This is a genomic window from Enterobacter cloacae complex sp. ECL352, from assembly GCF_020149545.1.
In the GTDB taxonomy this organism is placed as follows: domain Bacteria; phylum Pseudomonadota; class Gammaproteobacteria; order Enterobacterales; family Enterobacteriaceae; genus Enterobacter; species Enterobacter asburiae_B.
On the sequence record NZ_CP083709.1, the window covers coordinates 3,687,906 to 3,713,869 of the forward strand.

Genomic DNA, 25,964 nt, shown 5'->3' on the forward strand with positions numbered 1-25,964 from the left:
GCGGCGTTACGGAATTTTCCGTAAAGTGCGGTAGTCTGATTAAGCAGAGAAAAATCCTTCAGGAGAGAAGCCATGAAGTGGCAACAACGTGTTCGTGTCGCAACTGGCCTGAGTTGCTGGCAGATAATGTTGCATTTACTGGTCGTGGCCGTACTGGTGATGGGCTGGATGAGCGGTACGCTGGTGCGTGTTGGCCTGGGGCTATGCGTCCTTTATGGCGTCACCGTGCTGTCGATGCTGTTCTTACAGCGCCACCATGAAGCGCGCTGGCGCGAGGTGGGTGATGTGCTCGAAGAGCTCACCACCACCTGGTATTTTGGCGCGGCGATGATCGTGCTTTGGCTGCTGTCGCGCGTGCTGCAAAACAACCTGCTGCTGGCCCTGGCGGGTCTGGCTATCCTCGCAGGGCCTGCGGTGGTCTCGCTGCTGACCAAAGAGAAAAAGCTACGCAATGTTGCGTCTAAACATCGCGTACGCCACTGAGCCCGTCGTGGCCGCTATGACCAGTAGCGGCCACAAACTTCCCCAGACAATATCCAGACTCGCATCCTTCAGATAGATTTGCTTGGTGATGTCCGTAAAGTGCCGAATCGGGTTTACCCACGTCAGATCCTGAAGCCACACCGGCATGTTCTCGACGGGTGAAACATACCCCGAGAGCAAAATCGCGGGCATCATAAAGACGAACACCCCGATAAACGCCTGCTGCTGCGTCGAGCAGAGCGCCGAGATCAGCAGTCCAAACCCCACCAGCGACAGCCCGTAAATGACCATCGTGAAGTAAAACAGCGCCAGCGAACCGGCGAACGGGATCTGATAGGCCCAAATTCCCACCCCCAGCACGATGGTGGCCTGAAACGTCGCGACGATCAGCGCCGGGACCGCTTTGCCGACGAAAATTTGCCAGGTGGCGAGCGGGGAGACCAGCAGCTGGTCCAGCGTGCCCTGTTCGCGCTCGCGGGCGACGGAAAGGGAAGTCACGATCATCACCCCGATAGTGGTGATCATGGCGATTAGCGACGGCACCACGAACCACTTGTAGTCCAGGTTCGGGTTGTACCAGTTACGCACAACCAGCTCGCTGTTGTTGGGCTTCGGTTTGCCCTCCATCAGCTCCTGCTGGTAATCCTTCACCACCTGCTGCAGGTAGTTGGCGGCTATCTGGGCGCTGTTGGAGTTACGCCCGTCGAGGATCAGCTGCATCGGCGCGGTCTGGAAGGTATCCAGATTGCGGGAGAAATCCGCCGGGAACCGCACCAGCAGCAGCGCTTTTTGCGTGTCGATGGTGGGCTGGATCTCCTGCGGGCTTTTCAGCAGCAGGATGTGGGTAAAGGCTTTTGCACGGGCAAAACGCTGCGTCAGCTCGACGGAATGTTTGCCGTTATCTTCGTTGTAAATGGCAATGGTGGCGTTGGTCACCTCAAGGGTGGCGGCAAACGGGAACAGTAAAACCTGGATCAGCACCGGCAAGACCAGAATGGCGCGGGTTTGCGGCTCGCGCAGCAGGGATTGCAGCTCTTTGCGTATCAACGTCCATAATCGGTGAAACATGTTCGCTCCTTAATCCAGTCGCCGTTTGGTTTTCATCCACGTCAACCCAATAAACATCGCCGCTGACGCCATTAAAAACAGCGTGTTGACGATCAGCACCACCGGAATATTCCCCGCCAGGAACAGGCTTTGCAGCGTGCTCACAAAGTAGCGCGCCGGAATAACATAGGTCACGGTGCGGATCACCGCAGGCATACTGTCTATCTGGAAGATAAACCCGGACAGCATAATCGACGGTAAAAAGGCGGCGTTGAGGGCCACCTGCGCGGCGTTGAACTGGTTGCGGGTGATGGTGGAGATGAGCAGCCCCATGCCCAGCGTGCTGAGTAAAAACAGGCTGGTGATAAAAAACAGCACCACCAGCGAGCCGCGATACGGCACGCCGAGGATAAAGACTGAGACAAGCATACAGAGCAGCATCGCCAGCATGCCGAGGAAATAGTAGGGGATGAGCTTGCACAGCAGCAGCTCGACGCGCGTCACTTCGGTAGAGAGCAGCGCCTCCATGGTCCCGCGCTCCCACTCGCGGGCGATCACCAGCGAGGTCAGGATCGCGCCAATCACCGTCATGATAATCGTCACCGCGCCCGGAATAATAAAGTGCTGGCTGATGGCGGCGGGGTTAAACCAGTAGCGCGTCTGCACGTCGATCAGCGGTTTAAATTCTTCACCCCGGTCCTCCGCGCGCTGCATCTGCCACAGCTGCCAGATCCCCTCCGCGTAGCCCTGTACAAAGTTTGCGGTGTTTGGCTCGCTGCCGTCGGTAATCACCTGGATCGGCGCGTCGGTATTCGCCCGCGCCATATTGGCGGCGAAATCCACCGGAATGACGATCAGGCCGCGAATTTTCCCGGCCTGCATTTTCTGGATCAACTCCTGCCTGTTATCGCTGATAGTGGCGTCAATGTAGGGCGATCCGGTCATGGCGTGAGTAAAGTCCAGCGCATCCTCACTCTGCTGCTCCAGCAAAATCCCGACCCGCAGCTTGCTGGAGTCCAGGTTAATGCCGTAGCCAAAAATAAACAGCAGCAGCAGGGGGATGACTACCGCAATCAGCCAGCTGCTGGGGTCACGCACGATCTGCCGCGTCTCTTTAATGCACAGCGCGCGCACCCTGCGCCAGGAAATGGCATTACTGCGCATGGGCATTCTCCTTATCCCAGTCGTGGATGAGGGTGATAAACGCTTGCTCCATGGTCGGATCCGGAACCTCATCGTCGGCGGCCTGGTTTTTCAGGTCGTCCGGGGTACCGTGGGCAATCAGCTTGCCGCGATACACCAGCCCGATGCGGTCGCAGTACTCCGCCTCGTCCATGAAGTGGGTGGTCACCATCACGGTCACCCCTTTTTCCACCATGCTGTTGATATGCAGCCAGAACTCACGGCGGGTAATGGGGTCAACGCCTGATGTCGGCTCATCAAGAAACAGAATATCCGGCTCGTGCATCAGCGAGCAGGCCAGCGCCAGCCGCTGCTTAAAGCCGAGCGGCAGCTCGTCGGTGGCGTGGGAGGCAATGTTGGTTAAGGCGAAGGCGTCGCTCATGCGGCGGATTTTCTCGTTCTGTGCCCGCCCGCGCAGGCCGTACACGCCGGAGAAAAAGCGCAGATTCTGTTCGACCGTCAGGTTGCCGTACAGCGAAAACTTCTGCGCCATATACCCGAGATGCTGGCGCGCCTTGCCGGAGCTGACCTTCAGGTCCATATCCAGCACCAGCGCCTTGCCGGACGTCGGCACCAGCAGGCCGCACATCATCTTAAAGGTGGTCGATTTTCCCGCGCCGTTCGGCCCGAGCAGGCCAAAAATCTCCCCGCGTTTTACCGAAAAATTGACGTTATCGGTAGCGGCGAAATCCCCGAACTTTTTGGTGAGGGATTTGGCTTCAATCACCGTTTCGCCCGGCGTGCCTTCCACCGTATGCAAAATGGCGGCAAGCGGCGACTCTGAGGTACCCGCGCCGCCCAGCAGGTCGATAAACGCGTCCTCAAAGCGCGGCGCGGTCTCTTCCATCTCGATCTCAGGCATGCCGGGCGCCTGGCGAATATCGTCGACGGTGGCCTCTTTTTTGAGGATCACCCGTACCGAGCGGCCCTGGATCATCCCGTCGCTGACCTGCGGCAGCCTGAGCACCCGCTGCAGCAGCCTGCGGTTAGACTCCTGCGGGCTGTGCAGCAGGAAGCTGCGCCCGGCCATGCTCTGCGTCAGCGTCGTCGGCTCGCCCTGATAAAGCAGTTCGCCTTCGTTCATCAGCAGCACGTCCCGGCACTGTTCCGCTTCGTCGAGGTAGGAGGTGCTCCAGAGGATCAGCATCCCGTCGCCCGCCAGCTCGTGCACCATCTGCCACAGTTCGCGGCGCGAAATCGGGTCTACGCCGACGCCGGGCTCGTCCAGCAGCAGCACTTTCGGCTCGCCAACCAGCGTGCAGGCCAGCCCCAGCTTCTGCTTCATCCCGCCGGAGAGCTTGCCCGCCAGCCGGTCGGTGAACGGGCCGAGGGAGGTAAACTCCAGCAGGCGCGCGAAGGTTTTCTGCCGCGTTTCGCCGGTGACGCTGCGCAGGTCGGCGTACAGGTTCAGGTTTTCCATCACCGTCAGGTCTTCATACAGGCCAAACTTCTGCGGCATATAGCCGAGCATGGCGTGAAGGGCTCCGTCATCCTCGATCGGGTCAAGGCCGAGCACGCTGGCCGTGCCTTCATCCGGCTTGAGCAACCCCGCCAGCATCCGCATCAGCGTGGTTTTACCGGCGCCGTCCGGACCGACCAGCCCGGTCACATAGCCTTTCTGGATAGTGCAGTTCAGCGGCGCGACGGCCGGTTTGTCCATTCCCGCGAAGCGTTTAACCAGATTGTTGAGCTGAATAACCGCGTCATTCATGTCGTTCCCCGTTGTTCACTTTTACGGTGACGGGCATGCCCTGACGCAGCGCGTCGTCCGCATCGGTCACGATGATGCGCAGGCGATACACGAGGTCGGTACGCAGATCAGGTGTTTCAACGGTTTTCGGCGTGAATTCGGCAGTAGGGGAGACAAAGCCCACTTTGCCGTGATACGGCTTGTCCGGGCGACCGTCGGTATAGAGCAGCAGCTCGCGGCCCGGCTGCATCTGGCCGAGGTTCGGCTCATCAACGTAGGCGCGTACCCAGACCGGACGGGTCAGGGAGAGCGTTAAGACTGTGCTGCCGGCGCTGAGCATGCTGCCCGGCTCCACGGCGCGGGTCATCAGCATGCCGTCAGACGGCGCGATTAAGGTGGTGTCGTGCAGATCCAGCTCTGCCTGAGCCAGCTGCGCCTGCGCCTGTTCAAGGCTGGCTTTCGCCTGGGCGATATCCTGCGGGCGGTTACCGGTGTGGTACTGGCTTAATTTATCCTGCGCGGACTTCAGCGTGGCCTGCGCCTGGTCGCGGGACGAGCGCGCATTTTCCAGATCGTTGGCGGAAATGGTGCGGCTTTTCCACAACCCCTGCTGGCGCGCGTAGAAGTTCTGCGCGTAGTCATAGGCGGCTTGCGCCTGCTTAACGGTGGCGGCGGCCTGGGCGATCTCTTCGTCGCGATAGCCTGCCAGCATCAGGTCATACTGCGCCTGGGCGACGGACACCCCCGCTTTGGCCTGCAGCAGCGCATTCTCATAGGACGCTTTATCCAGCATCCCCAGCGTCTGCCCGCTTTTAATGGCATCGCCTTCGTCAACGCTCAGCGAGGCGAGACGACCGCCCACGCGGAAGCTCATGTTCACCGTGCGAATATCCACGTTACCGTACAGCGTCAGGCCTTTATCCTGATGGCTCTGATACCACAGCCATCCACCGACTCCGGCAGCAAGCAAAACAACAACCACCAGAATGATGGCGACAGGTTTTTTCATGACTTCAGGCTCCTTTGCGTTAAGCCTTGCAGGATTAGATCGACGTGACAGGCGATGACCTTACTAATCTGCGCGGCTTTATCCTCATCAAATTGTGTCCAGCCGGTGCGTAACAGGATGGTTTCCCTGCCCAGACGGAAGGCAAGAATTTCACCCAGCAGGGCGTGGGTATGCAAAATTGTCTCGGTATCACTGGCGTCCCGCCCGGTATAGGCGGCGATCAGCCGGGTCAGGTGCGAGTGCATTGGCTCAATCACCCGATCGTGTACCCGCTGGTAGGCGACGGTCGGGGAGAGCTGCTCCCGGGAGATAAACTTGCTCAGGTTGAGCGTATCGTCGTGCGTCAGCAGGCGGATCATATCGTGGCAGGCATTGAGAATAAGCTGGCGAACGGCGGCGCGATCGGGCGACGGCTGGCCGAGCAGCGCGGTGGCTTCCTCAACGTGCGGGTGAAACTGCGTGCCGATAAAATCGGCGATCCACTCGGCGCAGGCGAGGTATAAATCCTCTTTTGAGCCAAAATAGTAGGTAATCGCCGCAATGTTCTGCCCGGCCAGCGCGGCAATATCGCGGGTGGTGGCATGCAGCCCGTACTCACCAAACTGCGCCAGCGCGGCGGCGATAAGCTGATTTTTGGCCTGTTCACCTTTGGTTGTGGTGGGGGTCGTATTCATGGCGGCATTAAGAATTAATCAATCGATTGATTAAGATTATGCCTGATTCACGCTAACGTCGAGGGAACGCTGAGGGATATTTTATGCGCCACGTCACAAAAGCTGCTACACTCCGCTCCTTCGCGACATTGTGGTTTTTGTCCTCCCCTATTCGTTATATCTCCCTGAAAACTACACCTGTGATGGTCGGGGCGGTTCGGAGTTTTTATGTCTTTTGATTCCCTTGGCCTGAACCCGGAAATTCTGCGCGCGATCGCAGAGCAGGGCTACGTTGAGCCAACCCCAATCCAGCAGCAGGCGATCCCCGCCGTTCTTCAGGGCCGTGACCTGATGGCGAGCGCCCAGACCGGTACCGGCAAAACCGCGGGCTTTACCCTGCCGCTGCTGGAACTGCTGGTAAAAAACCAGCCGCACGCCAAAGGCCGTCGTCCTGTCCGCGCCCTGATCCTTACCCCAACCCGCGAGCTGGCGGCGCAGATTGGTGAGAACGTGCGTGACTATAGCCGCTATCTCAACATTCGTTCGCTGGTGGTTTTCGGCGGGGTAAGCATCAACCCGCAGATGATGAAGCTGCGCAGCGGCGTCGACGTTCTGGTTGCGACTCCAGGTCGCCTGCTGGATCTGGAGCACCAGAATGCGGTGAAGCTGGACCAGGTTGAAATTCTGGTGCTGGACGAAGCCGACCGCATGCTCGACATGGGCTTTATCCACGATATTCGTCGCGTGCTGGCCAAGCTGCCCGCGCGTCGTCAGAACCTGCTCTTCTCCGCGACCTTCTCCGACGAGATCAAGGCGCTGGCGGAAAAGCTGCTGCATAACCCGCTGGAAGTGGAAGTGGCGCGCCGCAACACCGCCTCCGAGCAGGTGACGCAGCACGTTCACTTTGTGGATAAAAAGCGCAAGCGGGAACTGCTCTCCCAGATGATCGGCCAGGGCAACTGGCAGCAGGTGCTGGTCTTTACCCGCACCAAGCACGGCGCCAACCACCTGGCGGAACAGCTGAACAAAGACGGCATTCGCAGTGCGGCGATCCACGGCAACAAGAGCCAGGGCGCGCGTACCCGTGCGCTGGCTGAGTTCAAATCCGGCGACATCCGCGTGCTGGTGGCGACCGACATCGCCGCCCGTGGCCTTGACATTGAAGAGCTGCCGCACGTGGTGAACTACGAGCTGCCGAACGTGCCGGAAGATTACGTTCACCGTATCGGCCGTACCGGCCGCGCGGCGGCAACCGGTGAAGCGCTCTCTCTGGTCTGCGTGGACGAGCACAAGCTGCTGCGCGACATCGAGCGCCTGCTGAAGAAAGAGATCCCGCGCATCGAAACCCCGGGTTACGAAGTGGATCCGTCGATCAAAGCCGAGCCGATTCAGAACGGTCGTCAGGGCGGCGGTGGACGTGGTCAGGGCGGCGGCGGTCGCGGTCAGCAGCCGCGTCGTGCCGAAGGCGGCGCGCCGAAATCATCCGGCAAACCGCCGCGTCGTAACAACGACAGCAAACCGGCGGGTGAAAACCCGTGGCGCAGCGGCGAAGGGAAACCGGCAGGAGAAGGGCAGCGTCGACGCCGCCCGCGCAAGCCTGCTAACCCGCAGTAATCTGGAAGCCCGGTCGTAAAGCCGGGCTTTTCTTTTTGCGGCAGCGAAGAGAAAGTGCCACAATAGTGGCTGTTTATACAGTATTTCAGGTTTTCCAATGGCTTTAACCGCTGCGCTCAAGGCGCAAATTGGCGCATGGTATAAGGCGCTACAGCAGCAGATCCCCGACTTTATCCCCCGAGCGCCGCAGCGGCAGATGATTGCTGACGTGGCAAAAACGCTCGCCGGGGACGACGGGCGACATCTGGCGATTGAAGCCCCAACCGGCGTCGGGAAAACCCTGTCGTATCTCATTCCCGGCATCGCGATTGCGCGGGAAGAGGACAAAACGCTGGTGGTCAGCACCGCCAACGTGGCGCTGCAGGACCAGATCTTCAGCAAGGATTTACCCCTGCTGCGCAAAATCATCCCCGACCTGCGGTTTACGGCAGCCTTTGGGCGCGGGCGTTATGTATGCCCGCGCAACCTGGCGGCGCTGGCCAGCAGCGAGCCGAATCAGCAGGATCTGCTCGCGTTTCTGGATGACGAGCTAACGCCAAACAATAAGGCCGAGCAGGAGCAGTGTGCAAAACTCAAAGTCGAGCTCGACGGCTATAAGTGGGACGGCCTGCGGGATCACACCAGCCAGGCCATCAGCGACGACCTGTGGCGCAGGCTCAGCACCGACAAAGCGAGCTGCCTGAACCGCAACTGTCACTACTACCGCGAGTGCCCGTTCTTTGTCGCCCGGCGCGAGATTCAGGAGGCGGAAGTGGTTGTGGCAAACCACGCGCTGGTGATGGCGGCGCTGGAGAGCGAAGCGGTGCTGCCGGAGCCCAAAAACCTGCTGCTGGTGCTCGACGAAGGCCACCATCTGCCGGACGTGGCGCGGGATGCGCTGGAGATGAGCGCCGAAATCACCGCTCCGTGGTTCCGCCTGCAGCTGGATCTCTTCTGTAAGCTGGTGGCGACCTGCATGGAGCAGTTCCGCCCGAAAACCACGCCGCCGCTGGCGGTGCCGGAGCGGCTGAGCGACCACTGTGAAGAGGTCTATAGCCTCATCTCATCCCTGAACAACATCCTGAATCTTTATCTTCCGGCAACCCAGGAAGCCGAACACCGCTTTGCGATGGGTGAGCTACCGGAAGAGGTGATGGAGATCTGCCAGCAGCTGGCGAAACATCTGGAAAAGCTGCGCGGGCTGGCGGAGATGTTCTTAAACGATCTCAGCGAGAAAACCGGCTCGCATGACGTGGTGCGTCTGCACCGCGTTCTGCTGCAGATGAACCGCGCGCTGGGGATGTTCGAAGCGCAGAGCAAGCTCTGGCGGCTGGCCTCGATGGCGCAGGCGTCCGGCGCGCCGGTCACCAAATGGGCCACCCGCGACGTGCGGGACGGGCAGGTGCACCTCTTTTTCCACTGTGTGGGCATCCGCGTGGCAGATCAGCTGGAAAAGCTGATCTGGCGCAGCGTGCCGCACGTGGTTGTCACCTCTGCCACGCTGCGTTCCCTGAACAGCTTCTCAAGGCTGCAGGAGATGAGCGGGCTAAAAGAGAAAGCGGGCGACCGTTTCGTGGCGCTGGACTCGCCGTTTAACCACTGCGAGCAGGGCAAGCTGGTCATTCCGCGCATGAAATTTGAGCCGCTCATCGGCAACGAAGAGCAGCACATCGCGGAAATGGCGGCCTACTTCCGCGAGCAGGTCGAGAGTAAAAAGTACCCCGGTATGCTGGTGCTGTTTGCCAGCGGGCGGGCGATGCAGCGCTTCCTCGAACACGTCACCGATCTGCGTTTACTCCTGCTGGTGCAGGGGGATCAGCCGCGCTACCGGCTGGTGGAAACCCACCGTAAGCGCATTGATAACGGCGAGCGCAGCGTGCTGGTGGGGTTGCAGTCGTTTGCTGAAGGTCTGGATTTGAAAGGCGACTACCTCACGCAGGTGCATATCCATAAAATCGCCTTCCCGCCTATCGACAGCCCGGTGGTGATCACCGAGGGGGAGTGGCTGAAAAGCCTCAACCGCTATCCGTTTGAGGTGCAGAGTTTGCCTGCGGCGTCGTTTAACCTGATTCAGCAGGTCGGGCGCTTGATTCGTAGCCACGGCTGCTGGGGCGAGGTGGTGATTTATGACAAACGTCTGCTCACCAAAAATTACGGCCAACGGCTCCTGAACGCGCTGCCGATCTTCCCGATCGAACAGCCGGAAGTGCCCGAGGTAAAAAAACCGCCGGTCAAACTGACCGCAGGGCGCAAGAAAAGCCTCCGTGCTAAGGGGCGCGGTCCTACTGGTAAATGAAGGTCACCTGCACCACGCTGCTGAACGTTCCTGCCGTGACCGGCAATGAGGTGGCGTAATAGCGGGCGGCCAGCGGGAAATCCGCCGTGTGATTGTCCTGGTTGATCAACACGCTGAAGCTGGCGTCCGGGGCAAGCGAGATCTGATCCTGCGGGTCGGCAAGCTCCAGCGCCAGTCCTTTCGCGGTTCCGGTGCTGGCGAATTTAGTCGGATGAATGCTGTCTGGCTGACCGTGAAAGGTGGCCGTGGCCAGCACGGAAGTGGTTGGGCATTTCGACAGGGTTAAGTCGAATGAATGCCATTGTCCGGTATCGCCCACATCCTTAAAATCGCCGGTATTCGTTTTGCCCAGATTGACCGTCAGGTTCTGGCTGGCGCTGTCTACCTGGCAGGCGTTGGCGTAAATGTTTCCGCGAATATCGAGCTGAATCTCTTCCGCCAGGCTCTGGCTGGCGACTCCAAGGAGTAAAAGGGCTAATAAGGTTTTCATTTGTAGGCTACCGTAATGGTTGCGACGGCATTCGCCGTTCCGGGCGTCACCTCCGAACTGGTTTGTTCGTAAGAGACGCTGAAGGGATATTGCGAGCGGATATTGGCATAGGCGGTAAAGGTATCCATGTATTGCCCGAAAACAGGCATCTGACCGTTAAAGAGCATTCTCACCCCCACGCCGGTCGCCACGCCGTTTTCCGGCGTTAATTTGATCACGCCAGGAAAATTCGTTTCATAGCCATTGGCGCTGGTGACCATCATTTCCGGCTGTACATCCTGATCGCAGAGCATGTCGATATTGAATACCGACTGGGAGACCAGGGTTCCCGGACCGGTAAAACGGCTCACCGGAAAATCCCCCAGCGTGACGGTCAGAGATTTGGGTGATACGGTGCAGGTGACTGCTTTAACCACCACGTTACCTGAGTAGGAGAGGGTGTTTGGATAACTCAAGCTTTCTACTTGCTCAACACCAAAGCCAAATTGTGTGTTACTGGATGTGAGTGTACCGGCGGTTACCACCTCGCTGGTTTTCACCAGTTCCAGCGAGACGTCGAAGCTAAACGCAAATGAACCATCGCTACCGCTCGAATCAGACACTTGACCCACAGAAGACTTAGTTGTGCAGATTTGGTCTGCTGCTCCCATCACACGCTCCCCTTTACTGTTTCGGAGCGACACGCCGATCCCGGCAACACCCGACTCATAAACACCAGGGATATTGGGAGTCTCTCTACCCAGGCCGTGGTAACAGGCAATGATCTGACGGCCTGCGTCTTCGGCTGTATAGCAGCCCCCCGCAATGTGAGCCGAACGTTCCGTTCCCGGGATGGTCTCTCCCACGGGAAGGCTGGTAGGCACTGAAATAGACGCTAACGATAGCAGCGCTGGTAAATTTGGTGAGACACAGTTGGCCTTTGCGTGCGGCATGAAGAGTGCTGCCGTCGCCAGAACTAAAAGTAAGAAAAACGATTTTGCTATCTGCATTATGATCGGTCCGGTGTTAATCAGTGACACTGCGCGGCAGCGTTAATAATGTTGGTGTCATCCTTCTCTTGCGTCAGGGCGTAATCGGCGACGCAATGCTCGCTCGCCTCCTTGCCCCACGAAACGAAAAGGCGTCCTTGCTGCGGCAGTCCGGTGAGATACACCAGGCCGTCGTTACCGACGATAAATTCGCTGCTCTTGTCTTCCGTGGTGACCGTTGCGCCAAAGGGCAGCGGTTTGTCTTTCCAGGCCAGCGTCATTAAGACGCGGTTGCCCACGCGAGTATCGAAGCTGGCGCGAACTATCGCGCCGCGCGTTGGTGTCACCGTCTGCGAGGCGTGTGTCACGTCGGCATCGTCTGGCAGCGTCTCGGTATCCAGCGAAATTGGGTTGTGACGCCACGGAGTGACAAAGGGCACCAGCGTATAGCCGCGATAGTCCGTTTCCACGCCCGTCTGGTTGGCAACGTGCGTGCCGTGCGTTCCCGGCGCTTTAATCAGCACCACGGTTTCGCCCAGGGTCTGACCGAAGGTGACGCCGTCAGAGTGGGCGATGATGCCGCCCTGGATCCCGGCGTTCACGGTGTGCTGATGGCTGTCCTGGCTTACGCCGCCGCGCACTTCACCGTAGGTGCCTTTGTAATCCGCATTCATACTGGTGGAGGTGTTGTTATTAGCGCTGTCCAGTCCCTGCTGAACGTTCCAGCTCAGCTTGTCTCCCTCCAGCGCGGTACCATTCAGGCCCAGGTTGTGGGTGGTGCCGTCTTTACCGTTGTTCAGGCTGTAGTTTGCCCAGGTGTTAGGCAGCCAGCGGTCGAGCGGAACCGACACGTTAAGGCCGATTTGTCGGTCATAGCTGATGGATTTACCGTCTTCGTCCGTGTCGTCGCTGTTTTTATTGATGCTGTAGCTCAGGCTATAGCTCACGCCGTGCCAGCTATTGTTGTAGTTAACGCTCAGGGAGGTCATATCCTGACGCTGGCTCCAGTAACTCTCTTTCACCAGGCTTAGCGTCACCGAACCCCACTTTTCGCCCAGCGTCTGGTCGACGGTGGCCTCCGCCCGTGCGCGGCGCTGCTGTGGAGCGGACCAGTCGTTTGCACTGGTCCAGGACTCCATGGTGTCCTGCAGGGTGTAAAAGCCTTTGCTGTTGTAGCGATAACCCGCCAGCGAAAAGTGAGTGCCGGTCGCGATAAAATTTTTGCTGTAGCGCAGACGAAGGGATTGCCCTTTGCTGGTTTTGCGCTTTTTCAGTAACGCTTTGGCGCGGGTAACGTCTACGGAGAACGCGCCGAGGTCTCCAACGTTTTTCCCTGCGCCGAGCGCAGCGGAGTGGTAATGCGAACTCTGCTGAGTACCGCCGTAAACGGTGACGCCGTGTGGCAGGCCATAGATGGCGCTGCCCTGGGCGAAAGGGGTCTTCTCAACCTCTTTATCATATGAACGGTAGCGCCCTGCAGCGACGCTGTACTTGAGGTGTTTTTCCCGCTGCAGCACCGGCACTGAGGCAAACGGCACCACGAAATGACTCTCGCTGCCGTCGGTCTCTTTTACCGTGACGTTCAGATCGCCGCTGCTGCCGGTGGGGTAGAGATCGTTAATCTCAAACGCGCCGGGGGCGACGGTGTTTTGGTAGATAACGTAGCCATTCTGGCGAACCACCACCTGGGCGTTACTGTGCGCCGTACCGCGTACCACCGGGGCATACCCGCGCTCGCTGTCCGGCAGCATGTCGCTTTCGGTAGCCAGCTGCGCGCCAGTGTAAGAGACACTGTCGAAAACGTCGGCCTGGGTGCTGCTCTGTCCCACGGTCAGCTCGCTCTTCAGCCCCACGATATCGCGCTGGGCATAGGTATAGACCGGGGTCAGCTTGCCGTCGCCCTGACCGCCATCCGAATTGTGGTTCCAGGTGCTGTAATTTCGCACGCGCCAGGCACCGGTGTTAAAACCGGGGCGCAGGTTAATAAACTGGCTGCTGTTGTCCGCTTTTCCATGCTGGCGGGCGTGGCTTTGGCTGGCGTTAACGCTATAGTTCAGGATGCCCGCGGTGATCCCCTCGTCATACTCTTTCGGATCGATGTAGCCGCGAGGCACCTGGCCCAGCGCCGACTGGGGAATACTCAGCAGTAGTTGCTGGTTTTTGATGCGGAAAGTCGCCGAGGCCGAAGGGATGGCGCTGAGATCCGCGCATTCCCCTTTTGCCGCCAGCTTTGGATAATCTTTGGTTTTGATGCCCAGATGCGTTAATTCATCCAGACTCAGGCATGGCTGCAGGGAATCATCTCCCTGCGCATCTTTTTGTAATATAAAAAGGACGTCACGAGTGTCGATTTTATTGTTATTGACGAACATCGTGACCTGATATTTACCTGGCGCCTGACCGGGACCGTTTTCATAAACAGAGAGATCGGTCTTTGCCTGCTCTGGATTATCAATATCCAGCAGGGCAGGGTTAAAATAATCATCAGCGTGGGCCTGCAGCGCGCAGCATGTCACCGCTATCCCACAAAAAGTGGGCAGCATTTCACGCAGTCGACGTAATAGCGGCTTAGTTGTGCTGTACATGATTATCCAGGCGTTGAATAGAGTATTAACGAACGGGTGCAGACCAGGTTTTACTGATGCTTCCGTAATCGTTAATGACCGACCAGCTTACGGTGTTACCGTTCATATTTGCCGGAAGGGCAAAGCGGGTAGAGGTATCTGGCACAGCCCAGGTAGCTTTTGCCACTTTTTGGCCGTTCAGCGTTACGCTCTGGAAATTCATATAGAAAGGCGTGGGGTTGTTTACCACCAGATCATTGCCTTCGCGGTGCCATTCCAGTTTATCAGCCACTGCTTCGGGTTTACCTTTAATCGATGCAGGGCGATACAGCAATTTAATACGGGTATTAATGGCTATTTGTAATGTATTAACGCCCTCTTCATGGCTTGAAGAAGGAATGGCTTTAATATTTAACCAGTACAACGACTCGCGATCTTCTGGCATATTTCCGCCGGTGCGCACCACGCGCAGCACGTTATCTTCTTTAGCGTTCAGACGGAACAGCGGCGGGGTAATCAGAAATGGCGCTTTACCGCCTTTTTTCAAACCGGTATCCACCCAGGACTGTACCAGATAGTTAATATCATCCGGATTGGAAATCCCAATCGAAGACTCTTTTTTCTCTCCCTGATAAACCAGTCGGGTGCCATTAATAATCACACCTGCATGGGCTGTTACTGCGGTCAGTAATAGCGCGCTTAATAAATAACTGTGTCGCATAAATCTGTCTCAAAGAAAGAGGAGATATTAACCTTCGCGTGAAGGCGAATATCTCCTTATTGATCGTATCAGTTATAAATAACTGTAAAAGTAGACGCTGAGTTAGCCTGGCCGGCAGTGATCGATGCCTGAGTCTGTATATAACGTGCGCCAAACTCCAGATTATTTACCGTCGTGCCAGCAGCTAAAGGATACTGCTTCGAAGGCGTATATAAACTGACGGGCTGTTCGGAAGAATCCACCAGCTGAATCGCCACGCCAGTTGCCGTCGTCGCACCCGGGGTCAAGGCCAGCGTGGTGTTATTATCCGCATCTGGCGTACCACCGAAGTTGATGGCTGCTGATGTGACCGTTTCCGGGCAGTTTTTTAACTGAATATCAAATTTCGTTAAGGTGCTGGTAGAGCCTGCGCCGGTAAACGCTGTTTTGGAGACTTTGCCCAGCGCAACATTCAGCGGACTGCTTAAGCCATTAACCACCTGACAGGCGGAATCGATAATTTCACCTGTGAAGTTAATTTGCCCTTCACCGGTGGATGCTGCGAAAGAAGATGCAGAGCATCCCAAAGCGGCAGCAATGAATAAACCTAAAGTGACTTTTTTCATATTTAAACCTGTATGTTTCTCCTTTCGACCTTTGCATCCCGCATTATTCGAAGTTATGTCTCAACTACTCACCGCCGACTATTTAATCAGAAAATTCAGGCCGGGAAAGGTCCCGCGCGGCTTCCAAATAATTCAATTAATTCTTGAAAAATAATTTTTCTTACTAAAACAACTGATTATAAAAAACCGCAGGGTGGGTAAAAAAACTAACAGCGGAGTCATCATCAGGGCTATATTGTTGATAACCTGCTGTAAGGAGAAATGTCGTGGATTATCGTAAAATTATCAAAGAGGTAGGCAGAGGTAAAAACCACGCCCGCGATCTGGACCATGAAACCGCGCGTGCGCTTTATACCCGCATGCTTAACGGCGAGGTACCGGAGCTGGAGCTGGGCGGTATCCTGATTGCGCTGCGTATTAAAGGCGAAGGTGAAGCGGAGATGCGCGGCTTCTATGATGCCATGCAGGCGCAAACGCTGCGCTTAACGCCGCCGGTGGCGAAACCGATGCCGATTGTGATCCCGAGCTATAACGGCGCGCGCAAGCAGGCAAATTTAACCCCGCTGCTCGCTATCCTGTTACACAAGATGGGGTTCCCGGTTGTGGTGCACGGCGTTAGCGAAGACCCCACCCGCGTGCTGACGGAGACCATTTTCGGGATGCTGGGCATCGAGCCAACGCGTCATGCCGGCCAGGCGCAGGCTAAGCTGGATGGTCATCAGCCTGTTTATATCCCGGTCGGCACGCTCTGCCCGCCGCTGGAAAAGCAGCTCGATATGCGCTGGCGCATGGGCGTGCGCAACAGCGCGCACACGCTGGCGAAACTGGCCACGCCGTTTGGTGAAGATGCCGCCCTGCGTCTTTCCAGCGTCTCGCACCCGGAATACGTGGCGCGCGTGGCGCAGTTCTTTGAGGCAATTGGCGCAAGGGCGTTACTGATGCACGGCACGGAGGGCGAGGTTTATGCGAACCCGCAGCGCTGCCCGCAGGTGATGCTGATTGATTCTGCAGGCACGCGCGCCATTCTTGAGCGCGGGGAAGAGAATACCGGTGTGATACTGCCTGAGGCAAAAGATCCGCATACTACAGCCCACTGGATTGAGCAGTGCCTTGCCGGAAATGTTCCTGTTCCGCATTCGATCAAGCTGCAGATGGCCTGCTGTTTGCTGGCTACCGGAGAAGTGGAATCCGTTCAGGCCGGGCTTGAACGCGTGGCGCAGGCGTTTTAGACAAAAAAAGCCCGTCCAGTGGCGGACGGGCAAGCAAGGGTAACAACAACAGGGTCAATGAGGGTGGAGCAGCTCACCAGAGGGTATGGCGAGGGTACAGCATTCGTTCAGTCGATTATTTGTAGATAACCGCGGTACCGCTCAGCTTGTTATTGCCGTTAGCGGAGGTAATGGTGTATCCGCTTGCACCGGCAGCAGCGGCTTTCTCAGCCAGTTTGGCTTCCAGGCCGTCCAGCGTGGTGGCGCCATCAGCACTCACCACACCGACTTTGTTCATGTTCTGTGCCTGAGTAGAAGAGACAGGCTCTACGGCGAAAGCGCCGAAAGACAGAGCGGACAGGGCAACAGCAGCTACAGCATATTTGATGGTTTTCATAATTAATCTCTCGCAGGTGTTTCTGTTAAGGGGACGATGTTCCGTCGATGTGATAAGTATCACGGTTTTTTGCGAGTGATAAAATCGAAGAGAATTGACGTGGTTGCTCAAAAAAATTGAATGACAAATAACTTATTGAATACTAATAAATTCAAAGCACCCCTTTACACTTCTTGCGGATGCGCTTTACAGAAGCGATACGAAGGGCACGTTTTGCTACGCGTCTGGCTAAAAACCGTGAGCGTAAAGGAACGTGCAGGCTCGGTTAGCCTGGGTAAAGCAAAGTCAACGTAACTGGCTGTCTTTCGAACCTCTGCGATTATATCCCGAGTGTGATGCATTTTTTGAATCTTTATGCTGCTGGCAGGCAATGCAAAGCCGCACGCCGGGGATGGCTTTTCGACGCGCCTCCGGAATGGGTTCTCCGCATTCTTCGCATTCCGTTAAGCTTTCGCCGCGCGGAATTTCACCGCGGGCACGCGCAACCGCATCTTCAATGGTACTGTTGATCTGTTCGTTAACAGCGTCGTCATTTGCCCAGCCGGAAGCCATAGCGTCCTCCTGAAATCGGTTTAGGTCATATGGTTACTATGGGGTTAAAAAATGAACAATCAAGGCGAAGGGAGAAGAGAACTGCACCCGTTGGGCAGATGCAGTCTTGTGGAAGAGACAGGTTATTTATAGATAGTCGCAGTGCCGTACATATGGTTATCTCCGCCAGCGGAGTTCACTACGAATCCTTTTGCACCTTCCTGACGGGCTTTTTCGGCGAGTTTAGCCTGTAGGTCGTCAAGGTTACTGGCACGGCTTACCGAAACGGTGCCCGCAGGGCGTAGCTGGCTGGTGTCAGTACTCTGGGTGAGTGACTGGACGGCCATGGCAGAGAAGGACGCGGTCGCCAGGGCGGCTGCGATAACAGCAAGGGTCAGGTACTTTTTCATAATCACATCCTCATGAGGAAACAACAGGTGATTCCCTTTAAGTTTAGAAGCCTGACGAGTGTGACTTAGCGCAAATATTTGATGATGATATGCTTATTTTTTGAACGATATAAATTGACAATTCGCTGACGGATCATAGACATAAAGGTGTTTGATTTATGGCGGTTTTTTGAGCGTCGCAGAGAAAGATTTACCGTTGGGCCTGCAAAGGGTATCTTACGCCGCTGTTTAAAGGAGAATGCCATGACTGCCCAAAAGCCGGGATTGCACCCGCGAAATCGCCACCGCAGCCGCTACGACATGAACGCGTTATGCCTGAGCTGCCCGCCGCTGCAGGACTATCTTGTTCAGACCCCAGCGGGTGAGCCTTCGGTCAACTTTGCCGACCCGCAGGCGGTTAAAATGCTGAACAAAGCCCTGCTGGCGCATTTTTACGGTGTGGCTCACTGGGATATTCCGGAAGGCTTTCTCTGTCCACCCGTGCCGGGCCGCGCGGATTACGTTCATCACCTTGCCGACCTTCTTGCCGAAGGCAATGAGGGTGTCGTTCCACAGCAGGCCACCATTCTGGATATTGGCACCGGGGCGAACCTGATTTACCCGCTGATCGGGGCGCATGAATATCAGTGGCGCTTTACCGGAAGCGAAATCGGTGACGAGGCCTTTGCCAGCGCCCAGGCGATTATCAGCGCTAACCCGGGATTAAGCCGCGCCATTCGCCTGCGTCGTCAGAAAGACGCGGCGTCGATCTTCAACGGCATTATTCACAAAAATGAAAGCTATGACGCCACGATGTGCAACCCGCCGTTCCATGATTCGGCGGCATCGGCCCGTGCGGGCAGCGAGCGCAAGCGCCGTAACCTGGGTCAGGCTGAAGACGCCGCGCTGAACTTCGGCGGACAGCAGCAGGAGCTTTGGTGTGACGGGGGCGAAGTGGCGTTTATCCTGCGCATGATTGCGGAAAGCAAACAGTTTGGCCGCCAGGTGAAATGGTTCACTACGCTGGTTTCCCGCGGGGATAACCTGCCGCCGCTCTACCGCGCGCTGACCGAAGCGGGCGCCGTAAAAGTGGTGAAAAAAGAGATGGCGCAGGGCCAGAAACAGAGCCGGTTTATCGCCTGGACGTTTATGGACAATAACAAACGTCGCAAATAGCACCCTGTCATAGGCCGGGTAAGGTGAAAGCCGCCACCCGGCTCGGTTACAGCGTCGGCTCCTGCGGCGGGAGCGGCGATGCGGGCGGCGGCAATACCTGATACGTCTGCACGGGCATCCGCACGTTCGCCAGATCGAAGTGTTTTTTCACCATGCTGTCGAGGGCAAAGCGCACCGTCCACTGCTTCAGCGGCTGGGTGGTGAACGACACGCGCAGGGTAAACGCCGTGTTCGTCAGCCCGACGATGCCGGCAAATGACGGCTCTCCGATCACCAGCCCGCGGATATCCTCCATCTCCATCAGTTCTTCTACTGCATCGCGCAGCGCCTGCTTCGCTTTATCTGCATCCTCGTGGCGATCCACATCATAGTTCGCTACAACGGAACCAATCCCGCGCACAAAGTTGGCGAAGGTGGTGATCGAAGACCAGGGGATGATGTGGTAGGCCCCGGTGTCCTGACGCACGCCAACCGAACGGATGGACATCCTCTCTACCGTACCGGTTAACGGTCCGATGGTCACCAGATCGCCCGTGTTCATCCCGTTCTCAAACTGAATGAAGATGCCGGTAATAATATCCTTCACCAGCGTTTGTGAGCCGAAGGAGATGGCCAGCCCCAGGGCACCGGCACCCGCCAGCAGCGGAGCAATATTCACGCCGATTTCTGACAGCACGATCATGATGGTGATGGTGCTGATAATCACCGCCAGCGCGTTGCGGAACAGGGTGAGCAGCGTTCTTGCCCGGGCGCTGGGCAGGGGCCTGCCGTGAATATCCGACACCAGGCGGTTCTCAATAAGGCTCGCCAGCAGCGTCCAGCCGACGGCGGAGAAGAACAGGATCAGCGCGATGCGAATCAGGATGTCGACCGTTTTTTCACCCGCACCGTTGTGCAGCCAGTTCCAGAAATCAAACAGGCTCCACGCATTCAGAAGCAGCATAATCGCCACGCAGACGGTGAGAATGCGCGCCACTTTGAGCGATACCGACATCCAGCCGTTTACCCGCTTTTGCAGTTCCGGGTAATTACGCTGCACCTGCGGCGACAGGGTGATGGTTTTCGAGATCCATCGCGACAGCAGCCCCGACACAAACGCCGCGATGCCGATAATGGCCAGGCTTTTGAACGTCGCCCCCATCATAAATTTCAGGCTATTGCCCGGGTCAAACAGCGAGAAGAAGCACAGCACGATGAAGTAAGCGCTTGCCAGCCAGTGCCACACCAGGGCGAACGCGCGAATAAAGAGGCTAAAGAACGAGAGGGAGCGATCGGCCAGATTCAGCAGGCTTTGGGTAATGGTTTTTTTGTTGTGGAAGATCAGATACAGCGACCAGACGGTAATGCAGATCATGATTAGGACGTTTGCCAGCGCGCCAAACTGGACGTTCACCTGGTTGGAGATGATCGGCACGGCAACCAGCAGGCCGTAGCCAATCAGCCCGCTGAGCACGCTCAGGCGCAGCGCCCAGTACTTCGCGCTCGCATCCCGAATGGAGAAGGGACGCAGCTCCGGCACGTGCGGACAAAAGAGTAACCGCAGCAGCGCCTTGAAGAACTCGATCAGGGCAAAGGCATTCAGGAAAAGCGACTGCTGGAAGGCGATGGTTTTGTTGCCTGCATTCAGCCTGTCGGCCAGCATCTGGCCTAAAAACAGCGTCAACGCCAGCAGCAGTAAATCGATGATAAACGCTGAGGCTATCATCAACGGCAGGTGCAGCCAGCTGCTTTTATGCTGATTCTTCCTGCGTCCCCATTGCCCCATTTTGCGGTACAGCGGCCACGCGCACAGGCGTACCAGCCAGTAAAAAAGAAATACCGCACCCGCCAGCATCAGGAACTGCGTGGCGGCGGTGGTAAACGTTTGCGGGTTAAACGGCTTGTGCGGGGAGCCAATCAGGTTGCGGTAAAGCTGAGCGAAGCGTGAGGAGAGCGCTTCCCCATAGTGGCGGCTCACGTCGGTGACGTTTTCCAGCACCGTTTTTTGCTCCTCAACCTGCGGCGGGGTGAGGGTTGGCACCGACTCCTGCGTCGGCGTGGCGGCGGCTTTGCGCAGCTGGCCAATGAGCTCCTGCCGGGAGGTGTCGTTTTCAAGGACGTCGGCAAGCGCACCGTAGGCGGCTTTTTTCTGTTCAACATCGGGTTCCGGAGGCGGCGTATTTTGCCGGGTCGCAGGGGTTCCGGTGGTGACGCCGGGGATCGCGACGGCGAACGAAGGCGCACTAAACAGGCTAATCAACAGCAGCAGGATCCACGGCACGGCGTCCTCCGGTGAAAATGTCGAACAAAATGATAAGTATAGAAGTCGAGGCGAGGAGGGGGATTTTTGGGAACAATCTGGCGTAAAAAAGCCGGGCAAGCCCGGCTTAGCGTAAAGCGATAGATCAGGAGACGTGCTGCAGGAACTCCTGCAAACGCTGGCTCGGCGGGTTCGCAATCAATTCCTGCGGGTTACCGTCTTCCGCGATACGGCCTTTATCAATAAAGATCAGGCGGGACGCCACTTTCTCGGCAAAGCCGATTTCGTGGGTTACGATAACCATCGTCATCCCTTCTTCCGCCAGATCCTGCATGACTTTCAGCACCTCGTGGCGCAGCTCCGGGTCGAGTGCGGACGTAGGCTCATCAAACAGCATTATTTTCGGTTTGACCGCCAGGGCGCGGGCAATCGCCACACGCTGCTGTTGACCCCCGGACAGCTCGGAAGGGAAGTGGTGCGCACGTTCTGCCAGGCCGACTTTCGCCAGCAGATCTTTTGCCAGCGTTTCTGCCGCCGCTTTGCTGGCACCGCGCACGCGCAGCGGGCCAAACATCACGTTTTCCAGCGCCGTGAGGTGCGGGAACAGGTAGAACTGCTGGAACACCATGCCCGCTTCCTGACGAATCAGACGGTCGTCCACTTTCGGGTCGTTTACCTTCAGGCCGTCGACGATCAGATCGCCGCTGGTGATCTCTTCCAGCTTGTTGATGCAGCGCAGCAGGGTGGATTTACCGGAGCCGGATGGCCCAATAATCACCACCACTTCACCCTGTTTAATGTTCAGATCGATATTGTGCAGCACCTGGGTTGGGCCAAAGTGCTTGGAAACGTTTTTAAATTCAATCACAGGATTTTCATCCTTCTTTCAAGACGACGCAGAACGAAGCTCAGAACCAGAGTAATGATCAGGTAGACAACGGCTACCGCACTCCAGATTTCCAGCGCGCGGAAGTTGCCAGCAATGATCTCCTGCCCCTGGCGGGTCAGCTCTGCCACGCCGATAACAATGAACAGCGACGTATCTTTAATGCTGATGATCCACTGGTTACCGAGCGGCGGCAGCATGCGACGCAGCGCCAGCGGCAGAATAACGTGGCGGATCGTTTCGCGACGAGAAAGACCTAGCGCCAGACCGGCTTCACTGAAACCTTTATGAATCGACAGCACCGCACCGCGGGTGATTTCCGCAATGTAGGCGCCTGAGTTGATCATAATGGTGACGACGGCTGCGCTGAACGGGTCGATGCGCAGGTCGGTGAACGCCATTGGCAGGGCGAAGTAGATGAACATGACCTGCACGACAATAGGCGTGCCGCGGATCACTTCGATGAAAACCAGTGCGATGTGGTTTGCGATCCAGCCGCCGTAGGTGCGGGCGAAACCGGCGACAAGACCGATAATCAACCCACCAACCAGACCCAGGACCGAAATCCACAGGGTCATTTTAGCGCCTTCAAGCAAGAGTGGAATGGCAGGCCAGATGGCGCTCCAGTCAAACTGCATGATAATTTCCTGTTACTGTTACCGTGTTTCAAAAATAGCAGGGGCGAAAGGTCGCCCCCGAGTGAACGTCATTTTTACGTCTTATTATTTAGGCTCGGTACCGAACCATTTTTTGTAGATTTCGTTATAGGTGCCGTTCTCTTTCAGCGTTTTCAGCGCGCCGTTAACTTTCGTGCGCAGGTCGTCGCTGCCTTTCGGGAACGCGATACCGTACTGCTGTGCTTCCAGAGACTCGCCAACGGCTTTGAACTTGCCGTTACCGGCTGTCTTAATGAAGTACAGGATGTTAGGCGTGTCGTGCAGAACAGCGTCAGCACGGTTGGTGCCGAGTTCCATGTACGCGTTGTCGATGTTCGGGAACTGACGCAGGTCTTTGGTTTTGATATTTGCTTTCGCGTAATCAACAGAACCGGTGCCGCTCTTCACTGCCACCACTTTGCCGTCGAGATCTTTCACGCTTTTTACGTCGTTATTATCGGCTTTGACCATGACCAGCAGGCCGCTTTTGTAGTAGCCGTCAGAGAAGTCGATCGCTTTTTTACGTTCATCGGTAATGGTGATGCCTGCCAGTGCCAGATCAACGTTTTTGGTTTGCAGTGCCGGGATGATGCCGCTGAAGTCCATAGGCTTCAGGGTGTAATCCAGCTTGAGTTCTTTTGCGACAGCGGCCCACAGATCCACATCAAAACCAACGTATTTATCACCCTGTTTGAATTCAAACGGAACGAACGCCGTGTCGGTCGCCACAACCAGTTTGTCGGCAGCCTGAGAGGACACTGCAAAAGCCAGGGTAAGTGCAGCCAGTGAAACTTTTAATACAGACTTCATAGCATTTCCTTTTATATCCACGGGGCGATCCCCTGCGAGAACAGGTGGCACAATGAAAAAATCGTGCCAACTTTACAAGCTATTGTTTTGCAAAGGGGATGATGTCATGCATTGCACAATAAATGGGGCAATGAGGCTTTATTGCACCAAAGTGGAGCACCGTTTTGGTGCGCTTCGTTTGGCTCAACTGACGGGGAGATATTTAGCGTAAATTCTGACGAAAAAACAATCTTCCGTTAACGGTTGTGTGAGGTGATTATTACATTTCGTTCACTTTTGCAGGTGTGCAGACAAAAACTGTGCACCATAGTTGTGCAAAACCCTCACCGGAGGGCGAGGGTTTGATAGAAAATTCGTATGAATTATTCGATGTTAGATTCGATAAACCACAGGAACTGGTCCAGGTCGCGGGAGGCGGCAGTGAAAATGTCTGCGGTATCTTCGTCTTTGGCTTCGCCGATCGCTTTGCGCACGTCATTGGCCACAATCGCGTAGCGGTCCGCCAGCTCTTTCAGGTGATCCTGAACGGTATGGATATCCAGCGGATAACTCTTCAGTGGCGTTTTGCTGTTGATCACCTGCGTGGTACCCAGCGCCACGCCGCCTAACTGAACGGCACGTTCAGCCATCGTATCGAGGTGGGTCACGAGTGCTGTGCGGAAGCCATCCAGCATTTCATGAACGGCAATAAAGTTTGCACCGCGCATATTCCAGTGGGCCTGTTTGGTGATCAGCGAAAGATCGATGAACTGGATCACCTGGCGATTCAGCAACTCAATGGTCGCCTTTTTGTCGCTATCCGATACATCGTTACGGGTATAAAGCAGATTAGACGCTTTCGTTTTCACCAGTTTAGCGGTACTCATAATCTCATATCCTCTTGATGTTTATGTCCCAGGTAATTACGGAACTAAGTATAGCACCGGATTTTTTCTCTGCGGTTTGGCTGTGCCTATCGGTTTAATAGCGAGAAGTGGCTTGTGAATTTAATTCATTGAAATGAATGGGTAATTTTAAAATTGATACAGATCAATCTTAATTGCTGGATGGGGATGTAAACGCAGAGGGATATTTCGGAAATAGAACAAAGTGTGTAAGAAATTATAACGACTGTCTTTCTGGCCTTTATTCTGCATGGCATGGAAGCCATGCAGAATATATGGCCTTAGCTGATATCCACTTTCTCAACTTTAGGTTCCGGGCGCATGGTGAGCGTCGAGCCCATTGATGCCGCGATAATCGAGCAGAGCGCCAGCGTCTGGGTCAATGTCAGGGTTTCGCCGAGAAACACCATTCCGGAAATGGCGGCTAGCGCAGGCTCCATGCTCATCAGGGTGCCAAATATACGCGTCGGCAGACGCGTAAGGGCAATCATCTCCAGAGAGTAGGGGAGTGCGGTAGAGAGAATCGCGACCGCCAGCCCGATGGGCATGACGGACCATTGCCAGATAGATTCGGTCGCCTGCGCCATGCCGATAGGCACGAAGACGATGGCTGCGATCAGGGAACCTAACGCGACGGTCGCCGGACCGTGCTCTTCTCCTGCACGCTGGCCCGTAAGTATATAGACGGCCCAGCAGGCGCCAGCACCCAGCGCCAGGGCTGCGCCCGTCAGATCGATCTCAGCGACGCTCTGGCCCAGCGGCAGCAGGAACCATAAGCCCAGAACGGCTAACACGACCCAGATAAAATCGACCGGACGTCGCGAGGAGAAAAGCGCCACCGCCAGCGGGCCGGTAAACTCCAGCGCGACGGCGATCCCCAGCGGTATCGTCTGAATAGAGAGGTAGAACAGATAGTTCATTGCCCCGAGGGAAAGTCCATAAAACAGCAGGGGTAAACGCTGCTCCTTTTTGAAGCGCAGACGCCAGGGTTTGAAAATGACCACCAGTATCGCCGTGCCCAGCACGATACGCAGGGCAGTCACGCCTGGCGCACCAACCAGCGGGAAAAGTGATTTTGCCAGCGAAGCACCGCTTTGAATGGACAACATGGCAATGAGTATGACTGCCACCGGCAACCAGACCGACGACGTGCGGGATAACCCAGGCATCCTTTCTCCTGTCAGCTTATGTCAAATGAGGTAAAGGTTGCAGTGTAAAGGAAATAAGCGGCAACGGTTGAGGCGCTGTTGAAAAAAAACCGTGTCAAATCCGTAAAATGGTTAAGCGCTGGTGGATTTATCGCCTGATAGATTAGGAATAATCTGGATGAATGTAACGGCGCGTACGCGCAATATGCGCTTTTAGTAGTGAAAATTGCATGTGATTTGAAAGAGATAGCTGATGCTGGAAACGTTCTGTTACAGGAAAGGTTTCATTAGACATCACGAATCACAAAGAGTTTCGCAAATTTTTTTGATATATTTAAA

The 25,964-nt window shown here is 56.2% G+C and carries 24 protein-coding genes; 5 read left to right on the plus strand and 19 right to left on the minus strand.

From position 1 onward, the window contains the following. Positions 1-72: 72 nt before the first annotated feature. On the plus strand, positions 73-483 hold the full coding sequence (locus tag LBF07_RS17915; protein ID WP_014883088.1) for a YbhQ family protein: 411 nt from the start codon (positions 73-75) through the stop codon (positions 481-483). On the opposite strand, the gene LBF07_RS17920 is transcribed toward LBF07_RS17915, so the two are convergent. The 5 genes from LBF07_RS17920 to cecR are packed head-to-tail and all read right to left on the minus strand — an operon-like array spanning position 445 to position 6,085. Continuing rightward, positions 445-1,551, minus strand: coding sequence for an ABC transporter permease (locus LBF07_RS17920; protein WP_023310860.1), 1,107 nt, complete (start codon positions 1,549-1,551; stop codon positions 445-447). The genes LBF07_RS17915 and LBF07_RS17920 overlap by 39 nt on opposite strands. Before the next feature lie 9 nt (positions 1,552-1,560). Then, entirely contained in the window at positions 1,561-2,694 is a 1,134-nt protein-coding gene (locus LBF07_RS17925) for an ABC transporter permease (protein WP_087822210.1), read from the minus strand. Next, positions 2,684-4,423, minus strand: coding sequence for an ATP-binding cassette domain-containing protein (locus LBF07_RS17930; RefSeq protein WP_094934357.1), 1,740 nt, complete (start codon positions 4,421-4,423; stop codon positions 2,684-2,686). The genes LBF07_RS17925 and LBF07_RS17930 overlap by 11 nt, the downstream gene beginning before the upstream one ends. Continuing rightward, entirely contained in the window at positions 4,416-5,411 is a 996-nt protein-coding gene (hlyD, locus tag LBF07_RS17935; protein WP_094934356.1) for a secretion protein HlyD, read from the minus strand. Before hlyD ends, LBF07_RS17930 begins: the two co-directional genes overlap by 8 nt. Then, on the minus strand, positions 5,408-6,085 hold the full coding sequence (gene cecR / locus LBF07_RS17940) for a transcriptional regulator CecR (RefSeq protein WP_064672132.1): 678 nt from the start codon (positions 6,083-6,085) through the stop codon (positions 5,408-5,410). The genes hlyD and cecR overlap by 4 nt, the downstream gene beginning before the upstream one ends. Before the next feature lie 207 nt (positions 6,086-6,292). On the opposite strand from cecR, the gene rhlE reads away from it, so the two are divergent. Beyond that, positions 6,293-7,678 (plus strand): ATP-dependent RNA helicase RhlE, encoded by a 1,386-nt coding sequence (gene rhlE / locus LBF07_RS17945; protein ID WP_033144989.1) that lies wholly within the window; start codon positions 6,293-6,295, stop codon positions 7,676-7,678. Positions 7,679-7,775: 97 nt separating this feature from the next. Beyond that, on the plus strand, positions 7,776-9,953 hold the full coding sequence (dinG, locus tag LBF07_RS17950) for an ATP-dependent DNA helicase DinG (RefSeq protein ID WP_094934355.1): 2,178 nt from the start codon (positions 7,776-7,778) through the stop codon (positions 9,951-9,953). Here dinG and LBF07_RS17955 read toward each other — a convergent pair. The 5 genes from LBF07_RS17955 to LBF07_RS17975 form a co-directional block, all read right to left on the minus strand. Continuing rightward, the gene (locus LBF07_RS17955) at positions 9,940-10,443 is read right to left on the minus strand and encodes a fimbrial protein (RefSeq protein ID WP_094934354.1); all 504 of its coding nucleotides are present in this window, start codon (positions 10,441-10,443) and stop codon (positions 9,940-9,942) included. The two genes, dinG and LBF07_RS17955, sit on opposite strands and share 14 nt — an antisense overlap. After that, positions 10,440-11,432, minus strand: coding sequence for a fimbrial protein (locus LBF07_RS17960; RefSeq protein WP_047061877.1), 993 nt, complete (start codon positions 11,430-11,432; stop codon positions 10,440-10,442). Before LBF07_RS17960 ends, LBF07_RS17955 begins: the two co-directional genes overlap by 4 nt. Before the next feature lie 20 nt (positions 11,433-11,452). Then, positions 11,453-13,996, minus strand: coding sequence for a fimbria/pilus outer membrane usher protein (locus LBF07_RS17965; protein WP_094934353.1), 2,544 nt, complete (start codon positions 13,994-13,996; stop codon positions 11,453-11,455). A gap of 25 nt (positions 13,997-14,021) precedes the next feature. Continuing rightward, positions 14,022-14,696 (minus strand): molecular chaperone, encoded by a 675-nt coding sequence (locus LBF07_RS17970; RefSeq protein WP_087822216.1) that lies wholly within the window; start codon positions 14,694-14,696, stop codon positions 14,022-14,024. Between the two features lie 68 nt (positions 14,697-14,764). Beyond that, positions 14,765-15,301 (minus strand): fimbrial protein, encoded by a 537-nt coding sequence (locus LBF07_RS17975; protein ID WP_033144993.1) that lies wholly within the window; start codon positions 15,299-15,301, stop codon positions 14,765-14,767. Positions 15,302-15,567: 266 nt separating this feature from the next. Between LBF07_RS17975 and ybiB the strand changes: the two genes are divergently transcribed. Further along, on the plus strand, positions 15,568-16,530 hold the full coding sequence (gene ybiB / locus LBF07_RS17980; protein ID WP_094934352.1) for a DNA-binding protein YbiB: 963 nt from the start codon (positions 15,568-15,570) through the stop codon (positions 16,528-16,530). 115 nt (positions 16,531-16,645) lie between these two features. On the opposite strand, the gene ybiJ is transcribed toward ybiB, so the two are convergent. From ybiJ to mcbA, 3 genes are all read right to left on the minus strand, one after another. Next, on the minus strand, positions 16,646-16,906 hold the full coding sequence (gene ybiJ / locus LBF07_RS17985) for a DUF1471 family protein YbiJ (RefSeq protein WP_023310874.1): 261 nt from the start codon (positions 16,904-16,906) through the stop codon (positions 16,646-16,648). Between the two features lie 285 nt (positions 16,907-17,191). After that, entirely contained in the window at positions 17,192-17,458 is a 267-nt protein-coding gene (locus LBF07_RS17990; RefSeq protein ID WP_039261413.1) for a DksA/TraR family C4-type zinc finger protein, read from the minus strand. A gap of 122 nt (positions 17,459-17,580) precedes the next feature. After that, a complete protein-coding gene (gene mcbA / locus LBF07_RS17995; RefSeq protein WP_032661263.1) occupies positions 17,581-17,847 on the minus strand; it encodes a DUF1471 family periplasmic protein McbA in 267 nt (88 codons plus the stop codon). A gap of 243 nt (positions 17,848-18,090) precedes the next feature. Here mcbA and rlmF point away from each other — a divergent pair, with 243 nt between their 5' ends. Next, on the plus strand, positions 18,091-19,002 hold the full coding sequence (rlmF, locus tag LBF07_RS18000; RefSeq protein ID WP_048976788.1) for a 23S rRNA (adenine(1618)-N(6))-methyltransferase RlmF: 912 nt from the start codon (positions 18,091-18,093) through the stop codon (positions 19,000-19,002). A gap of 46 nt (positions 19,003-19,048) precedes the next feature. Here the strand turns inward: rlmF and ybiO are convergent, their stop codons facing one another. From ybiO to rhtA, 6 genes are all read right to left on the minus strand, one after another. Beyond that, entirely contained in the window at positions 19,049-21,262 is a 2,214-nt protein-coding gene (ybiO, locus tag LBF07_RS18005) for a mechanosensitive channel protein (RefSeq protein ID WP_094934350.1), read from the minus strand. 124 nt (positions 21,263-21,386) lie between these two features. Next, entirely contained in the window at positions 21,387-22,109 is a 723-nt protein-coding gene (glnQ, locus tag LBF07_RS18010; RefSeq protein ID WP_094934349.1) for a glutamine ABC transporter ATP-binding protein GlnQ, read from the minus strand. Next, positions 22,106-22,765: a glutamine ABC transporter permease GlnP gene (glnP, locus tag LBF07_RS18015; RefSeq protein WP_003858462.1), complete on the minus strand. Its 660-nt coding sequence runs from the start codon at positions 22,763-22,765 to the stop codon at positions 22,106-22,108. Before glnP ends, glnQ begins: the two co-directional genes overlap by 4 nt. An 84-nt stretch (positions 22,766-22,849) precedes the next feature. Beyond that, complete coding sequence (glnH, locus tag LBF07_RS18020; RefSeq protein WP_023310880.1) at positions 22,850-23,593, minus strand: glutamine ABC transporter substrate-binding protein GlnH; 744 nt, start codon at positions 23,591-23,593, stop codon at positions 22,850-22,852. 362 nt (positions 23,594-23,955) lie between these two features. Next, on the minus strand, positions 23,956-24,459 hold the full coding sequence (gene dps, locus LBF07_RS18025; RefSeq protein WP_010428924.1) for a DNA starvation/stationary phase protection protein Dps: 504 nt from the start codon (positions 24,457-24,459) through the stop codon (positions 23,956-23,958). A 299-nt stretch (positions 24,460-24,758) separates the two neighbouring features. Continuing rightward, on the minus strand, positions 24,759-25,646 hold the full coding sequence (rhtA, locus tag LBF07_RS18030) for a threonine/homoserine exporter RhtA (protein WP_023334998.1): 888 nt from the start codon (positions 25,644-25,646) through the stop codon (positions 24,759-24,761). Positions 25,647-25,964: the final 318 nt, after the last annotated feature.

Excerpts from the sequence above, each read along its gene's own strand:
- LBF07_RS17915 (WP_014883088.1), top strand. The coding sequence starts at position 73 with ATGAAGTGGCAACAACGTGTTCGTGTCGCAACTGGCCTGAGTTGCTGG.
- LBF07_RS17920 (WP_023310860.1), bottom strand. The coding sequence starts at position 1,551 with ATGTTTCACCGATTATGGACGTTGATACGCAAAGAGCTGCAATCCCTG.
- LBF07_RS17925 (WP_087822210.1), bottom strand. The coding sequence starts at position 2,694 with ATGCGCAGTAATGCCATTTCCTGGCGCAGGGTGCGCGCGCTGTGCATT.
- LBF07_RS17930 (WP_094934357.1), bottom strand. The coding sequence starts at position 4,423 with ATGAATGACGCGGTTATTCAGCTCAACAATCTGGTTAAACGCTTCGCG.
- hlyD (WP_094934356.1), bottom strand. The coding sequence starts at position 5,411 with ATGAAAAAACCTGTCGCCATCATTCTGGTGGTTGTTGTTTTGCTTGCT.
- cecR (WP_064672132.1), bottom strand. The coding sequence starts at position 6,085 with ATGAATACGACCCCCACCACAACCAAAGGTGAACAGGCCAAAAATCAG.
- rhlE (WP_033144989.1), top strand. The coding sequence starts at position 6,293 with ATGTCTTTTGATTCCCTTGGCCTGAACCCGGAAATTCTGCGCGCGATC.
- dinG (WP_094934355.1), top strand. The coding sequence starts at position 7,776 with ATGGCTTTAACCGCTGCGCTCAAGGCGCAAATTGGCGCATGGTATAAG.
- LBF07_RS17955 (WP_094934354.1), bottom strand. The coding sequence starts at position 10,443 with ATGAAAACCTTATTAGCCCTTTTACTCCTTGGAGTCGCCAGCCAGAGC.
- LBF07_RS17960 (WP_047061877.1), bottom strand. The coding sequence starts at position 11,432 with ATGCAGATAGCAAAATCGTTTTTCTTACTTTTAGTTCTGGCGACGGCA.
- LBF07_RS17965 (WP_094934353.1), bottom strand. The coding sequence starts at position 13,996 with ATGTACAGCACAACTAAGCCGCTATTACGTCGACTGCGTGAAATGCTG.
- LBF07_RS17970 (WP_087822216.1), bottom strand. The coding sequence starts at position 14,696 with ATGCGACACAGTTATTTATTAAGCGCGCTATTACTGACCGCAGTAACA.
- LBF07_RS17975 (WP_033144993.1), bottom strand. The coding sequence starts at position 15,301 with ATGAAAAAAGTCACTTTAGGTTTATTCATTGCTGCCGCTTTGGGATGC.
- ybiJ (WP_023310874.1), bottom strand. The coding sequence starts at position 16,906 with ATGAAAACCATCAAATATGCTGTAGCTGCTGTTGCCCTGTCCGCTCTG.
- LBF07_RS17990 (WP_039261413.1), bottom strand. The coding sequence starts at position 17,458 with ATGGCTTCCGGCTGGGCAAATGACGACGCTGTTAACGAACAGATCAAC.
- mcbA (WP_032661263.1), bottom strand. The coding sequence starts at position 17,847 with ATGAAAAAGTACCTGACCCTTGCTGTTATCGCAGCCGCCCTGGCGACC.
- rlmF (WP_048976788.1), top strand. The coding sequence starts at position 18,091 with ATGACTGCCCAAAAGCCGGGATTGCACCCGCGAAATCGCCACCGCAGC.
- glnP (WP_003858462.1), bottom strand. The coding sequence starts at position 22,765 with ATGCAGTTTGACTGGAGCGCCATCTGGCCTGCCATTCCACTCTTGCTT.
- glnH (WP_023310880.1), bottom strand. The coding sequence starts at position 23,593 with ATGAAGTCTGTATTAAAAGTTTCACTGGCTGCACTTACCCTGGCTTTT.
- dps (WP_010428924.1), bottom strand. The coding sequence starts at position 24,459 with ATGAGTACCGCTAAACTGGTGAAAACGAAAGCGTCTAATCTGCTTTAT.
- rhtA (WP_023334998.1), bottom strand. The coding sequence starts at position 25,646 with ATGCCTGGGTTATCCCGCACGTCGTCGGTCTGGTTGCCGGTGGCAGTC.